The following is a 13,750-nucleotide window of genomic DNA, read 5'->3' as shown; positions in this document are numbered from 1 at the left end:
TCAGGCCGTAGGCTGCTGCTTCACCGCTGTAGCGTGGCGCGCTTGCGCCAAAGAACAATGCCTGACGATGGCCTAACGATGAACCGGTAATCATGGAATTCACGACCGTACTGTTCTACATCTTCGCTCTGCTCCTGGTGGTGTCAGGGCTGAAGGTGATCACCTCCCGTAACCCGGTGGCGTCCGCGCTGTTCCTGGTGCTCGCGTTCTTCAACGCGGCGGCCATCTGGATGCTGCTGCAGGCGGAGTTCCTCGCGATCCTGCTGGTGCTCGTCTACGTCGGCGCGGTGATGGTGCTGTTCCTGTTCGTGGTGATGATGCTGGATATCAACATCGACGTGCTGCGGCGCGACTTCAAACGCTTCGTGCCGATGGCCACGATCGTGGGTGCGATCATCGTGATCGAAACCGCGCTGATCCTGTGGCACGGTTTCGGCGCGACGATCACGCCGCTGCGCGACTCCACGGTGGCAGCGGGTAGCGCCATGGCGGGCTGGTCCAATACGCGCGTGATCGGTAAAGTGATCTACACCGACTACATCTTCGCGTTCGAAGTGGCGGGTCTGGTGCTGCTGGTGGCAATCATCGCCGCCATCGCGCTGACCACGCGCCACGCGAAGGACAGCAAGCGCCAGAACGTGAGCGATCAGGTCAAGGTGCGTGCGCAGGACCGTGTGCGTATTGTGAAGATGCCTTCGGAAAAGACCGCGGCTACGATCGCGGCGGAAGAAGCAGCGGCTGCGGCTGCAGCGGCCGCCGCTGCGGATCCGGCAACTGCTAAAAATAGCTGAGAGGAGACAGGAGAAAAATTATGTTGACCCTTGCTCATTACCTTGTGCTCGGCGCGATCCTGTTTGCGATCAGCGTTGTGGGCATCTTCCTGAACCGCCGCAACGTCATCATTATCCTGATGGCCATCGAGCTGATGCTGCTGGCGGTGAACACCAATTTCGTCGCGTTTTCGCACTACCTCGGCGACGTCCATGGCCAGATCTTCGTCTTCTTCGTGCTGACGGTTGCAGCAGCGGAAGCGGCAATCGGGCTGGCGATTCTGGTGACCCTGTTCCGTAGTCTCGACACGATCAATGTCGAGGATCTCGATCAGCTCAAAGGTTAATTGGGGCAAGACATGTCAACCACACTCAACGAAAACCTGTTGCTGGCAGTTCCGCTTGCACCGCTGGCCGGCTCTCTGATTGCCGGGCTGTTCGGCAAAGCGGTAGGGCGCGCAGGGGCCCATACAGTCACGATCCTTGGCGTCGCGATTTCCTTCATCCTTTCGGCCATCGTCTTCTTCGACGTGATGAACGGCGCGAGCTTCAACGCGACGATCTACGAATGGATGTCGGTCGGCAAGCTGAAGTTCGAAATCGGCTTCCTCGTCGACTCGCTCACGGCGCTGATGATGTGCGTTGTGACTTTCGTGTCGCTGATGGTGCACATCTACACGATCGGCTACATGGCCGACGACGACGGCTACCAGCGCTTCTTTTCGTACATCGCGCTGTTCACGTTCTCGATGCTGATGCTCGTGATGGCCAACAACCTGCTGCAGCTGTTCTTCGGCTGGGAAGCGGTGGGTCTGGTGTCGTACCTGCTGATCGGCTTCTACTTCACCCGCGAAAGCGCGATCTACGCGAACATGAAAGCGTTCATCGTGAACCGCGTGGGCGACTTTGGTTTCCTGCTGGGCATTGGCCTGCTGCTCGCGTATGCGGGCTCGCTGAACTACGGTGACATCTTCGCGAAGAGCCATGAACTCGCCGCGCTGAACTTTCCGGGCACCAGCTGGGGCCTGCTGACGGTCGCGTGTATTTGCCTCTTCATCGGCGCCATGGGTAAGTCGGCGCAGTTCCCGCTGCACGTCTGGTTGCCGGATTCGATGGAAGGCCCGACGCCGATCTCCGCACTGATTCACGCGGCAACCATGGTGACGGCCGGTATCTTCATGGTCACGCGCATGTCGCCGCTGTTCGAACTGTCGGATACGGCGCTGTCGTTCGTGACGATCATCGGCGCGATTACCGCCCTGTTCATGGGCTTCCTCGGGATTGTCCAGAACGACATCAAGCGGGTGGTGGCGTATTCCACGCTGTCGCAGCTCGGTTACATGACGGTGGCGCTCGGCGTGTCGGCTTACCCGGTCGCCATGTTCCACCTGATGACGCACGCGTTCTTCAAGGCGCTGCTGTTCCTCGGCGCGGGCTCGGTGATCATCGGCATGCACCACGATCAGGACATGCGCAACATGGGCGGCCTGCGTAAGTACATGCCGATCACATGGATCACGTCGCTGATCGGTTCGCTGGCGCTGATTGGTACGCCGTTCTTTTCGGGTTTCTACTCGAAAGACTCGATCATCGATGCAGTGAAGTTCTCGCATCTGCCGGGTTCGGGTTTCGCGTACTTCGCGGTGGTGGCGAGCGTGTTCGTCACGGCGCTGTACTCGTTCCGTATGTACTTCCTGGTGTTCCATGGCGAGGAGCGCTTCCGCAAGCCGAAGCATCCGGATTCGCCGATGGGCATCGAAGCGGCAGCGCACGCCGCGCACGGTCACGCTCATGACGACAATGAGCATGGCCATGGTCACACTGCTCACGGTCATGACGATCACGGTCACGCGCATGAGCCGCATGAAAGCCCGTGGGTGGTATGGGTGCCGCTGGTGCTGCTGGCCATTCCGTCGGTCATCATCGGCGCAATCGCGATCGGCCCGCTTCTGTTCGGCGATTTCTTCTCGCACGGCGTGGTGTTCGACAAGGTGATCTACATCGGTGCGAACCACCCGGCCGTGTCTGAAATGGCCGAAGAGTTCCAGGGTTGGGCGTTGATGGGCCTGCACTCGGTGTCGGGCATTCCGGTCTGGCTGGCGCTGGCCGGTGTCGTGGTCTCATGGTTCCTGTACCTGAAGCGCCCGGATCTGCCGCCGGTGATCCGCCGCGCGTTCGGCCCGATCTACACGCTGTTGGATAACAAGTACTACCTCGACAAGATCAACGAGGTGGTGTTTGCACGCGGCGCGGTGGCAATCGGCCGTGGTCTGTGGAAGGAAGGCGACGTGGTGGTTATCGACGGTATCGTCAACGGCAGTGCCCGCTTTATCGGCTGGTTCGCCGGAGTGATCCGTTTCCTCCAATCGGGTTACATCTACCACTACGCGTTTGCCATGATCATTGGCATGCTGGGGCTCCTGACCCTGTTTGTAACGCTCGGCGGCAAATAAGGCTAGGGGACACCACACAATGCAAACGTATCCGATTTTAAGTATCGCGATCTGGTTGCCGGTTCTGTTCGGCCTCCTGATCCTTGCTATCGGTTCTGACAAAAATCCCGGTCCGGCTCGCTGGCTGGCGCTGATCGGTTCGGTTCTCAGCTTTATCGTTACGATTCCGCTGTTCACGAACTTCGATTCGAGCACGGCCGATCTGCAGTTCGTCGAAAAGGCGACCTGGATCGAGCGCTTCAACATTACGTACCACCTCGGTGTCGATGGCATCTCGATGTGGTTCGTGGTGCTGACGGCGCTGATCACCGTGATTGTTGTGATTGCAGGGTGGCAGGTCATTACGAAGAATGTGGCCCAGTATTTCGCCTCGTTCCTGATCCTGTCCGGCATCATGGTCGGCGTGTTCAGCGCGGCGGACGGGATGCTGTTTTACGTGTTCTTCGAAGCGACGCTGATCCCGATGTACATCATCATCGGCGTGTGGGGTGGCCCGAACCGCGTGTATGCGGCGTTCAAGTTCTTCCTGTACACGCTGATGGGCTCGCTGCTGATGCTGGTCGCGTTGCTGTATCTGTACACGCAGACGGGCACCTTCGATCTGGCGACGTGGCAAACCACGAAGATCGGCATGACCCCGCAGGTGTTGCTCTTCATAGCGTTCTTCCTGGCGTTCGCGGTGAAAGTGCCGATGTGGCCGGTCCACACCTGGTTGCCTGACGCCCACGTGGAAGCGCCGACCGGCGGTTCGGTGGTGCTGGCTGCGATCATGCTGAAGCTGGGCGCGTATGGTTTCCTGCGCTTCTCGCTGCCGATCACGCCGGACGCGAGTCACTTCCTCGCACCGGTCGTCATCACGCTGTCGCTGATTGCTGTCATCTATATCGGTCTCGTCGCGATGGTGCAGACGGACATGAAGAAGCTGGTCGCGTATTCGTCGATTGCGCACATGGGCTTCGTGACGCTCGGCTTCTTCATCTTCAACCAGCTCGGCGCGGAAGGCGCGATCGTGCAGATGATTTCGCACGGTTTTGTTTCGGGCGCGATGTTCCTTTGCATCGGCGTGCTGTATGACCGCATGCACTCGCGTCAGATCTCCGATTACGGCGGCGTCGTCAATACCATGCCGAAGTTCGCGGCGCTGGTGATGCTGTTTGCGATGGCCAACTGCGGCCTGCCGGGTACGTCCGGGTTCGTCGGCGAATTCATGGTGATTCTGGCTGCGGTTCAGTACAACTTCTGGATTGCAGGCGGCGCCGCGGTCACGCTGATTCTCGGCGCGGCCTACACGCTGTGGATGTACAAGCGCGTGTACTTTGGCGCGGTGGCAAACGACCACGTGAAGAAACTCCTCGATATCAACCATCGCGAGTTCTTCATGCTGATCGTGCTGGCTGCACTGACGCTGTTCATGGGCCTGTATCCGAAGCCCTTTACCGATGTGATGCACGTATCCGTGGAAAACCTCCTCTCCCACGTTGCGCAATCGAAACTGCCGTTGCCACAGTAACGCAGAGCGGAGGAATTAAAAGATCATGCAAAACGCACCTATGACTGCCCTGGCGCCTGACTCACTGTTGATGCTCGCCGTTGTTGTCGCGTGGCTCAACGACACGTTCTTCGGCCAGGCTGCTCGACGCACCACGTATCTGATCGCGCTGTTCTCGACGCTGATTGCTGGCGTCTGGTTCGCCGTGAACGCTTTCGACCCGCAAACGCATTACTTCTTCGGGCACATGTACGTGGTGGACGCCTTCGGCAGCATGATGAAGGCGGTGGTGTCGCTCGGTTACGCCGTGTCGATCATCTACTCGCGCAAGTATCTGGAAGATCGCGATCTATTCCGCGGCGACTTCTTCCTGCTCGGGATGTTCTCGCTGCTTGGCCAGTTGGTGATGATTTCCGGCAACAACTTCCTGACGCTGTATCTCGGTCTGGAACTGATGTCGCTGTCGCTGTATGCGGTGATTGCGCTGCGTCGCGATGTGGCGCAGTCGAACGAAGCCGCCATGAAGTACTACGTGCTGGGTGCACTGGCCTCGGGTTTCCTGCTGTACGGCATCTCCATGCTCTATGGCGCAACCGGCTCGCTGGACCTGAACGAAGTGTTCAAGGCGGTGGCATCGGGTCGCATCAACGACGTCGTGCTGCTGTTCGGCGTGATCTTCATCGTGGCGGGTGTGGCGTTCAAGATGGGCGCGGTGCCGTTCCACATGTGGGTGCCTGACGTGTACCAGGGTGCGCCGACCGCAATGACGCTGCTCACGGGCGGTGGCCCTAAGGTTGCCGCCTTCGCGTGGGGCCTGCGCTTCCTCGTGATGGGTCTGCTGCCGCTGGCAGTCGACTGGCAGGAGATGCTGGTGATCTTCGCGGCGCTGTCGCTGATCGTCGGCAACATCACCGGTATCGTGCAGCGTAACGTCAAGCGGATGCTTGCTTACTCGGCGATCTCCAATATGGGTTTCGTGCTGCTCGGCCTGGTCTCCGGCGTGGTTGACGGCAAAACGAGTATGGCTGCAAGCGCCTACGGTTCGGCCATGTTCTACAGCATCGTCTACCTGGTGACGACGCTCGGCACGTTCGGCATCGTCATGCTGCTGGCACGCCGCGATTTCGAAGCAGAGACGCTCGACGACTTCAAGGGCCTGAATCAGCGCAGCCCGGTGTTCGCGTTTGTGATGATGATCATGATGTTCTCGCTCGCAGGCGTTCCACCGGCGGTTGGCTTCTACGCCAAGCTCGCCGTGCTGCAAGCGACGATGAACGCGGGTCTCACATGGCTGGCCGTGCTGGCGGTGATCACCTCGCTGTTCGGTGCGTTCTACTACCTGCGTATCGTCAAGCTGATGTACTTCGACGAGCCGCTCGACACCAACCCGATCAAGGCGGACGTGTGCAACCGCGCGCTGCTGGCGTTCAACGGCGTGGCGGTGCTGGTGCTCGGTATTGTTCCGGGACATCTGTTGAGTGCTTGCCTGCAAGCGATCACCCATACGCTCACGCTCTGATGTCGGCTGCTGGCTGGTTTATTGTGTTGTTGGCGCTAGCTGGCGCCAACCTGCCGTTCCTGAATCAACGCCTCTTCGCCGTCATGCCGCTCAAGGCGGTGAAGAAGAGCACCTGGCTGCGCATCGCCGAGCTGATCGTGCTGTATTTCGTGGTGGGCGCCTTCGGCTTTATGCTCGAGGCGCGCGCGGGTAACCGCTTCGAGCAGGGCTGGCAGTTCTACGCGATCACCTTCAGTCTGTTTCTGGTGTTTGCGTTTCCCGGCTTCGCCTTCCAGTATCTCGTCAAACGCCGCTGACGGCTCAAGCCGTCGCGCACCACGCTGTCCTGAGGTTGCACATGGCTGAACTTCCCGATCACGACGCTGCGCTCACCGAGACCTGCCTCGAAAGCAAAACGATCCACCAGGGCCCGTTCCTGACGCTCAAGTGCGATACCGTGCGTCTGCCCGACGGCAAGAGCGCGACGCGCGAGTACGTCAAACATCCAGGCGCCGTGATGGTGATCCCGCTGCTCGACGACGGCCGCGTGCTGCTGGAATGCCAGTACCGCTATCCAATCGGCAAGGTGATGTACGAGTATCCAGCCGGCAAGCTCGATCCGAACGAAGACCCGCTTGTCTGCGCGAAGCGCGAGCTGCAGGAAGAGACCGGTTATACGGCGCGCGAATACGTCTACCTGACGCGTATCCATCCGATCATTTCGTACTCGACCGAATTCATCGACATTTACCTCGCGCGCGGCTTGACCGCCGGTGAGCGCAAGCTCGATGACGGCGAATTTCTCGAACTGTTCACGGCAACGGTTCCTGAGGTGTCGGAATGGGTGCGCACCGGCAAGATCAGCGATGTGAAGACCATCATCGGAACGTTTTGGCTGGAGAAAATGCTGTCCGGCACATGGCCGAGCGCTGAGCCCGAGCCGAACTGATACGGCGCCATTCGCGGCGCGGCGCAGTTGTAGCGCGCCACGTCACGGCACACGACACAAAACGGCAGCCCATTTGGCTGCCGTTGCCCTTTATGGCGTCCTGCGGGATCCACGGCCTTAACAAGCCCGTTGAGGCCCTTTATGGCACTTCGGCGGGTATCGGCGCGACGGGTTAGAATCGCGCACGCACGCTCGTTTGTTCCCGAACACGAAAATGTGCCAAAGTCGCCCACAGCAAAATTTACGAACGACCGTTCACAAATTTCTATTTTGCGCTAAACTCATACGCAAGCCCTGATTCCACATGAAGGTCCTCGATTTACAGTGCCCGCACGGCCATCGGTTTGAAGGCTGGTTCGCTTCCGCCGAAGAATTTGAGTCGCAGTTGTCCCGCAAGCTGGTCGAATGTCCGGTTTGCAGCGCGACCGAAGTGAGCCGCTTGCCGTCGGCGCCGCGGCTGAATCTATCCGGTGCGACCGCGACGCAAGCCCCTGCGGGCGCCGGTGAGATGCAGGCGCGCGTCATGCGCGCGCTGCGCGAGGTACTGGAAAAGACCGAGAACGTGGGCGACCGCTTCGCCGAGGAGGCACGGCGCATTCACTACAACGAAGCGCCTGCACGCAACATTCGCGGTGTTACGACACCCGAAGATGCGAAAGCCTTGGTCGAGGAAGGCATTGAAGTGATGCCGTTGCCGATTCCGGCCGCTTTGAAGGAACCGCTGCAATAGTGCAGTGGCTCACTGGCGGCGGGGCAGCCGCGGCCAGGAGACACTGCGCATGAATTTGGATTATTCCCCCGCTGACGACGCGTTCCGCGCCGACATCCGCGCCTGGCTCGAGGCGAATCTACCTCGCGAGCTGAGCGACAAAGTACTCAATCACAAGCGTCTGAATCGCGAAGACTTCGCGAACTGGCACAAGCTGCTCGGCACGCGCGGCTGGTCGGTGATCGCCTGGCCGACCGAATACGGCGGCCCGGGCTGGGACGCCACGCAACGGCACATCTGGGACGAAGAGTGCGCGCGTCTCGGTGCACCTTCGGTGCTGCCGTTCGGCGTCTCGATGGTCGCGCCCGTGCTGATGAAATACGGCAGCGAAGTGCAGAAGCGCCACTACTTGCCGCGCATTCTGGATGGCACGGACTGGTGGTGCCAGGGCTATTCGGAACCGGGTTCGGGCTCGGATCTGGCGTCGCTGCGCACGCGCGCCGAGCGGGTGGGCGGTCACTACGTCGTGAACGGCCAGAAGACCTGGACCACGCTCGGCCAGTACGCGGACATGATGTTCTGCCTCGTGCGTACCGACAGCGGCGCGAAAAAGCAGGAAGGCATTTCGTTCCTGCTGATCGACATGAAGACGCCCGGCATCACCGTGCGCCCGATCATCACGCTCGACGAAGATCACGAAGTCAATGAAGTGTTCTTCGAGGACGTGAAGGTGCCGCTCGAGAATCTGGTCGGCGAAGAAAATCGCGGCTGGACCTACGCGAAATATCTGCTCGGCCACGAACGCACCGGTATTGCGCGCGTCGGGCAGTCGAAGCGTGAACTGGTGTTCCTGAAGCGCCTCGCGCTCGAACAGAAGAAGCACGGCAAGCCGTTGCTGCACGACCCGGTTTTTGCCACCAAGGTGGCGAGCCTCGAAATCGAATTGATGGCGCTTGAAGTGACGGTGCAACGCGTGGTGGCCAACGAGACCGGTGGACGCGGGCCGGGACCGGAAGCGTCGATGCTGAAGATCAAGGGCACGGAAGTCCAGCAGGGGCTGACTGAGTTGATGGTCGAAGCCATCGGTCCGATGGCCGCGCCGTTCGATGTGCCGTTCCTCGAAGGCGAACGCGCACACAGCATTGCCAGCGACGACGATGCCGCGCCGCTGGCCGCATACTACTTCAACTTCCGCAAGACGTCGATTTACGGCGGCTCGAACGAAATTCAAAAGAACATCATCGCGCAGATGATTCTCGGACTCTGAGGAGCGGCGCATGGACTTCACTTTTACCGACGAACAACAGCAATTCGCCGACGCACTGCGCCGTTACCTGGACAAGAGTTACGGTTTCGAGGCGCGTCAGGCCATCGTGTATTCGGACGCAGGGGTATCGGCTACCCACTGGGCGGCGTTCGCCGAACTCGGGTTGACCGCGTTGCCGGTGCCTGAAGAGCAGGGCGGCTTCAACGGCACTCCGGTCGACATGCTGGTGGTGATGCAGGAACTGGGGCGCGCGCTGGTGGTTGAGCCTTACTGGGCGACGGCGGTCGGTATCGAGGCTTTGCGCATTGCTGGCTCGGCAGCCTCGGGCCATGTCGAAGACGCCGCGTTGCTCGAACGCGCCGCGCAAGGCGAGATCAAGCTCGCGGTTGCGTTCCATGAGCCGCATGCCCGTTACGATCTGTTCTCCGTAGAAACCACGGCGACGCAGCAAGGCGAGCATTACGTGCTCTCCGGCAAGAAATCCGTTGTGCTGCATGGTGCGCAGGCGGACCACTGGATCGTGCCCGCACGTCTGAACGGCGAGATCGCGTTGTTCATCGTGGCACGCGATGCCGCCGGCACGCAGGTCACCGACTACCGTACGATCGACGGCCAGCGCGCCGCGTCGCTGTCATTCGAAGGGACGACCGCGCGGCGTTTGGGCGGTCAGCACGCCGGTGCGGCGGCGCTCGAACAGATCGCCGACTACGGCACCGTGCTGTTGTGCGCCGAAGCCGTCGGCGCGCTCGACGCGCTGAATCACGCCACCGCCGAGTACACAAAGACACGTCAGCAGTTCGGCCAGCCGATCGCACGCTTTCAGGCGTTGCAGCACCGGATGGTCGAGATGTTGATTCACGCGGAACAGGCACGCTCGCTGACGTACCTCGCTACGGTGCGCTACGCTAGCACCAATGCAGACGAACGGCGCCACGCTGTCTCGGCAGCGAAGGTGCGGGTTGGCCAGGCCGCGCGTTTCGTTGGTCAGCAGGCTGTGCAGTTGCACGGTGGCATGGGTGTCACGAACGAAGTGGCGGCCGCGCATCTGTTCAAGCGTCTCGCGATCATCGAGACCACGCTGGGCGATGTCGATCATCATCTTGAGCGCTTTGCCACGCTGCCCGGTTTTGCTACCGCCGAAGTCTGATCGTACGGCTGCCCGAACGAGTGAGGTGTCACGATGGGATTGAGTTTCGAAGATATGGAAGTCGGCTCGGTCATGGAATGCGGCGAACATACGTTCACGCATGACGAGATCGTCGAGTTTGCCGAGCGGTTTGATCCACAGCCGTTTCATGTGGATGATGCCGCGGCGGCTGCCTCGCCCTTCGGTGGCCTGATCGCGAGCGGCTGGCATACCTGTTCGGTACTGATGGGACTGCTGGTACGCAACGCGCTGGCAGGGTCGACTTCGATGGGCTCGCCAGGTGTCGACGAAATCCGTTGGTTCAAGCCGGTGCGGGTCGGCGACACGATCCGCATGACGAGCTCGGTTCTCGACAAGCGCGTGTCGTCCAGCAAGCCGGACCGCGGCATCGTCTCAACCGAATGGGCAGGCATCAACCAGCACGGCGAGACGGTGATCATCGTGCGTTCGAAAGCGCTGTTCGGGTTGCGTCATCCGGGAGCGGCTGCATGAAGCGCGACGGGGTGGGGCTCGATGCTCAGGCGCTGCGTTCGCTGGCGGGCGGCGAGCCGCTCATCAGCGAATGGCTGACGATCGATCAGGCGAGCGTGAACGGCTTTGCCGCGGCGACGGGCGATCATCAATGGATTCACGTCGACCCGGAGCGTGCGCGGCGCGAATCGCCGTTCGGCGGCCCGATCGCGCATGGTTTTTTGACGTTGTCGCTGATTCCCGCTTTGCTCGGAAAGACCGTGATACTCAAGCAGCGGATGGGTGTGAACTACGGCTTGAATCGGGTGCGGTTCACTGCACCAGTGCCGGTTGATTCGCAAGTGCGCGCGCGTTTCGCGGTAGCGAGCGTGGACGATGTGGATGATGCCGGCGTGCAGGTGGTCTGGAACGTGACGCTTGAGCGGCAGGGCAGTGAGCGACCGGTGTGCGTGGCGGAATTCATCACGCGGCACTATTTCTAGCCCAGGCTGGACAAGCGATCGTTTCGTCAGCACTTCGACGCTGCGCGTCACAACTGGACGCGTAGCGCGGATTTCTCCGTGCCAGCGTTTCACATTCTTGCGTGAAAACACCGCCGCATCACGAGCGCGTAACCGGCATCTCCACCCGCGAAGCCGCACCGGCATCCATATGCCGCGCCAGTTCGAGCTTCGCGATGGCGTTGCGATGCACTTCATCCGGGCCATCGGCAAAACGCAGCGTACGTGCGGACGTGTAGGCATAAGCGAGCGGGAAGTCTTCGCTAAGGCCGGCCGCGCCGTGAGCCTGCATCGCCCAGTCGATCACCTGGCACGCCATATTCGGCGCGACCACCTTGATCATCGCGATCTCGCCACGCGCGCCCTTGTTGCCGACGGTGTCCATCATGTAAGCCGTCTTGAGCGTCAGCAGCCGCGCCTGTTCGATCATGCAACGCGCCTCGGCGATACGTTCCTGCGTGACGCCCTGTGCCGCCACCGGCTTGCCGAATGCGACGCGTTGCAGTGTCCGCTTCGCCATCAACTCGAGCGCGCGTTCGGCAAGGCCGATCAGGCGCATGCAGTGGTGAATCCGGCCCGGTCCAAGCCGCCCTTGCGCGATCTCGAACCCTCGGCCCTCGCCGAGCAGCATGTTCGAGGCCGGCACACGGACATTCTCGAGCGTGATTTCCATGTGGCCGTGCGGCGCGTCGTCATAGCCGAATACGGTCAGCGGGCGGTGCACGGTGATGCCGGTAGCGTCGGCCGGCACAAGAATCATCGATTGCTGCTGATGACGCGGCGCATCGGGATCGGTCTTGCCCATCACGATGTAGACCTTGCAGCGCGGATCGCCCGCGCCTGACGACCACCACTTGTGGCCGTTGATCACATAGTCTTCGCCATCGCGCACGATGCTCGTCTGGATGTTCGTCGCATCCGATGACGCCACTTCCGGCTCGGTCATCAGGAAGGCAGAACGGATCTGCCCCTGCAGCAGCGGCTCGAGCCACTGGCGTTTGTTGTCTGGGCTGCCGTAGCGCTCGATGGTCTCCATGTTGCCGGTGTCGGGCGCATTGCAATTGAACACCTCCGGCGCCCAGGGCACGCGTCCCATGATTTCGCACAACGGCGCGTATTCGAGGTTCGTCAGCCCGGCGCCGCGTTCGGAGTCCGGCAGGAACAGATTCCACAAGCCGGCGTCGCGCGCTTTCTGCTTGAGCTGCTCGATTAGTTCCGTCGGCAGCCAGGCATTGCCGTTTGCGCGGTTACGCGCAATCTCGTCCGAGAACGCGCGTTCGTTCGGGTAAATGTGTTCGTCGAAGAAGGCGAGCAATTTCTCACGCAGTGCCTGAACCTTCGGGGTGTAATCGAAATTCATGTAATACCTCGCGAATGACAGGAGTGTCGGTTAGCGTACTTTCTGCGCGTAGCGCCAGGCGAGTTCCGCCATGGGCTTGGCGCGCCGGCCAGCGTCGAGCGCTTGTGCGCTCGCTGCGGTGCCGTCGACGACGCGTTTCATGATGCCTTGCAGGATCGCGGCAATCCGGAACATGTTGTACGCCAGGTAGAAGTTCCAGTCGCCGTGGATTTCGAAGCCGGTGCGCTTGCAATAGCGTTCGACGTAATGCGCTTCGTCCGGGATGCCGAGCGCAGCCCAGTCGAGCCCCGCGATGCCGCGGAACTGCGCCGGGTCGACGTGCCAGGCCATGCAGTGATAGGCGAAGTCGGCGAGCGGATCACCGAGCGTCGACAGTTCCCAGTCGAGCACGGCGAGCACGCGCGGCTCATGTGGATGGAAGATCAGGTTGTCGAGCCGGTAGTCGCCATGAACGATCGAGACGCGTTCGCCGGTTTCGTCCGGCATATGCTGCGGCAGCCATTCGATGAGCCGATGCATCGCATCGATATGCTCGGTTTCCGAGGCGAGATATTGCTTGCTCCAGCGGCCGATTTGCCGCGCGAAGTAGTTGCCGGGCTTGCCGTAGTCGGTTAGGCCGATGCTCGCGACATCGACGCTATGCAGTGCCGCGATCACGCGATTCATTTCGTCGTAAATTGCAGCGCGTTCATCGGGTGTCATGCCGGGCAGCGACTGATCCCACAACACGCGTCCCTCGACGAACTCCATCACATAGAACGCGCGGCCGATCACGCTTTCGTCCTCGCACAGCGCGAGCATCTGCGCGACCGGCACGTCGGTGCCGGCGAGTGCATGCATGACGCGATACTCGCGCTCGATCGCATGCGCCGACGGCAGCAGCTTCGCCGTAGGCCCGGGTTTCGCGCGCATCACATAGGTGCGTGACGGCGTAATCAGCTTGAAGGTGGGATTCGACTGGCCACCGGCGAACTGCTCGATGGTGAGCGGCCCGGCGAAGCCGTCGACATGTTGCGCAAGCCAGGCGCCGAGCGCGTCGCTGTCAAAGCGTTGTCGTTCAGTGACCGGACGTGTGCCTTCGAATGCAGAGTAGTCCGGCTTCTGTTCAGGTTCGCCCGTCTGCGTGGCTTTGCCCAT

General features: G+C 61.0%; 14 protein-coding genes. 12 read left to right on the top strand and 2 right to left on the bottom strand.

The features are described from left to right. The first annotated feature begins 92 nt into the window (after positions 1-92). The 12 genes from P3T40_RS32625 to P3T40_RS32570 all read left to right on the top strand — a co-directional run bounded on the left by P3T40_RS32625 (position 93) and on the right by P3T40_RS32570 (position 11,235). Complete coding sequence (locus P3T40_RS32625; protein WP_429271845.1) at positions 93-791, top strand: NADH-quinone oxidoreductase subunit J; 699 nt, start codon at positions 93-95, stop codon at positions 789-791. A 20-nt stretch (positions 792-811) separates the two neighbouring features. Then, entirely contained in the window at positions 812-1,117 is a 306-nt protein-coding gene (nuoK, locus tag P3T40_RS32620; RefSeq protein ID WP_013339863.1) for an NADH-quinone oxidoreductase subunit NuoK, read from the top strand. A 12-nt stretch (positions 1,118-1,129) separates the two neighbouring features. Then, positions 1,130-3,223: an NADH-quinone oxidoreductase subunit L gene (gene nuoL, locus P3T40_RS32615; RefSeq protein ID WP_429271844.1), complete on the top strand. Its 2,094-nt coding sequence runs from the start codon at positions 1,130-1,132 to the stop codon at positions 3,221-3,223. 19 nt (positions 3,224-3,242) lie between these two features. Then, complete coding sequence (locus P3T40_RS32610; RefSeq protein WP_429271843.1) at positions 3,243-4,733, top strand: NADH-quinone oxidoreductase subunit M; 1,491 nt, start codon at positions 3,243-3,245, stop codon at positions 4,731-4,733. 25 nt (positions 4,734-4,758) lie between these two features. Beyond that, positions 4,759-6,231, top strand: a complete 1,473-nt coding sequence (gene nuoN, locus P3T40_RS32605) for an NADH-quinone oxidoreductase subunit NuoN (RefSeq protein WP_429271842.1) — start codon at positions 4,759-4,761, stop codon at positions 6,229-6,231. After that, on the top strand, positions 6,231-6,527 hold the full coding sequence (locus P3T40_RS32600) for a DUF2818 family protein (RefSeq protein WP_429271841.1): 297 nt from the start codon (positions 6,231-6,233) through the stop codon (positions 6,525-6,527). Before nuoN ends, P3T40_RS32600 begins: the two co-directional genes overlap by 1 nt. A 41-nt stretch (positions 6,528-6,568) precedes the next feature. Beyond that, entirely contained in the window at positions 6,569-7,159 is a 591-nt protein-coding gene (locus P3T40_RS32595; RefSeq protein ID WP_429271840.1) for an NUDIX domain-containing protein, read from the top strand. A 304-nt stretch (positions 7,160-7,463) separates the two neighbouring features. Further along, the gene (locus P3T40_RS32590; RefSeq protein ID WP_429271839.1) at positions 7,464-7,889 is read left to right on the top strand and encodes a DUF1178 family protein; all 426 of its coding nucleotides are present in this window, start codon (positions 7,464-7,466) and stop codon (positions 7,887-7,889) included. A 49-nt stretch (positions 7,890-7,938) separates the two neighbouring features. Beyond that, positions 7,939-9,135, top strand: a complete 1,197-nt coding sequence (locus tag P3T40_RS32585) for an acyl-CoA dehydrogenase family protein (protein ID WP_429271838.1) — start codon at positions 7,939-7,941, stop codon at positions 9,133-9,135. A gap of 10 nt (positions 9,136-9,145) precedes the next feature. Continuing rightward, complete coding sequence (locus tag P3T40_RS32580; RefSeq protein ID WP_429271837.1) at positions 9,146-10,282, top strand: acyl-CoA dehydrogenase family protein; 1,137 nt, start codon at positions 9,146-9,148, stop codon at positions 10,280-10,282. A 33-nt stretch (positions 10,283-10,315) separates the two neighbouring features. Continuing rightward, positions 10,316-10,774, top strand: a complete 459-nt coding sequence (locus P3T40_RS32575; RefSeq protein WP_429271836.1) for a MaoC family dehydratase — start codon at positions 10,316-10,318, stop codon at positions 10,772-10,774. Beyond that, positions 10,771-11,235, top strand: a complete 465-nt coding sequence (locus P3T40_RS32570) for a MaoC family dehydratase (protein WP_429271835.1) — start codon at positions 10,771-10,773, stop codon at positions 11,233-11,235. Before P3T40_RS32575 ends, P3T40_RS32570 begins: the two co-directional genes overlap by 4 nt. Before the next feature lie 118 nt (positions 11,236-11,353). Here P3T40_RS32570 and P3T40_RS32565 read toward each other — a convergent pair whose 3' ends face one another. Both P3T40_RS32565 and P3T40_RS32560 read right to left on the bottom strand, forming a co-directional pair. Continuing rightward, positions 11,354-12,613, bottom strand: coding sequence for an acyl-CoA dehydrogenase family protein (locus tag P3T40_RS32565; RefSeq protein ID WP_429271834.1), 1,260 nt, complete (start codon positions 12,611-12,613; stop codon positions 11,354-11,356). A 30-nt stretch (positions 12,614-12,643) separates the two neighbouring features. After that, entirely contained in the window at positions 12,644-13,750 is a 1,107-nt protein-coding gene (locus P3T40_RS32560; RefSeq protein WP_429271833.1) for a phosphotransferase, read from the bottom strand.

Source organism: Paraburkholderia sp. EB58, assembly GCF_050436665.1.
In the GTDB taxonomy this organism is placed as follows: Bacteria; Pseudomonadota; Gammaproteobacteria; order Burkholderiales; family Burkholderiaceae; genus Paraburkholderia.
This window is presented reverse-complemented; position numbering and strand designations above follow the sequence as displayed.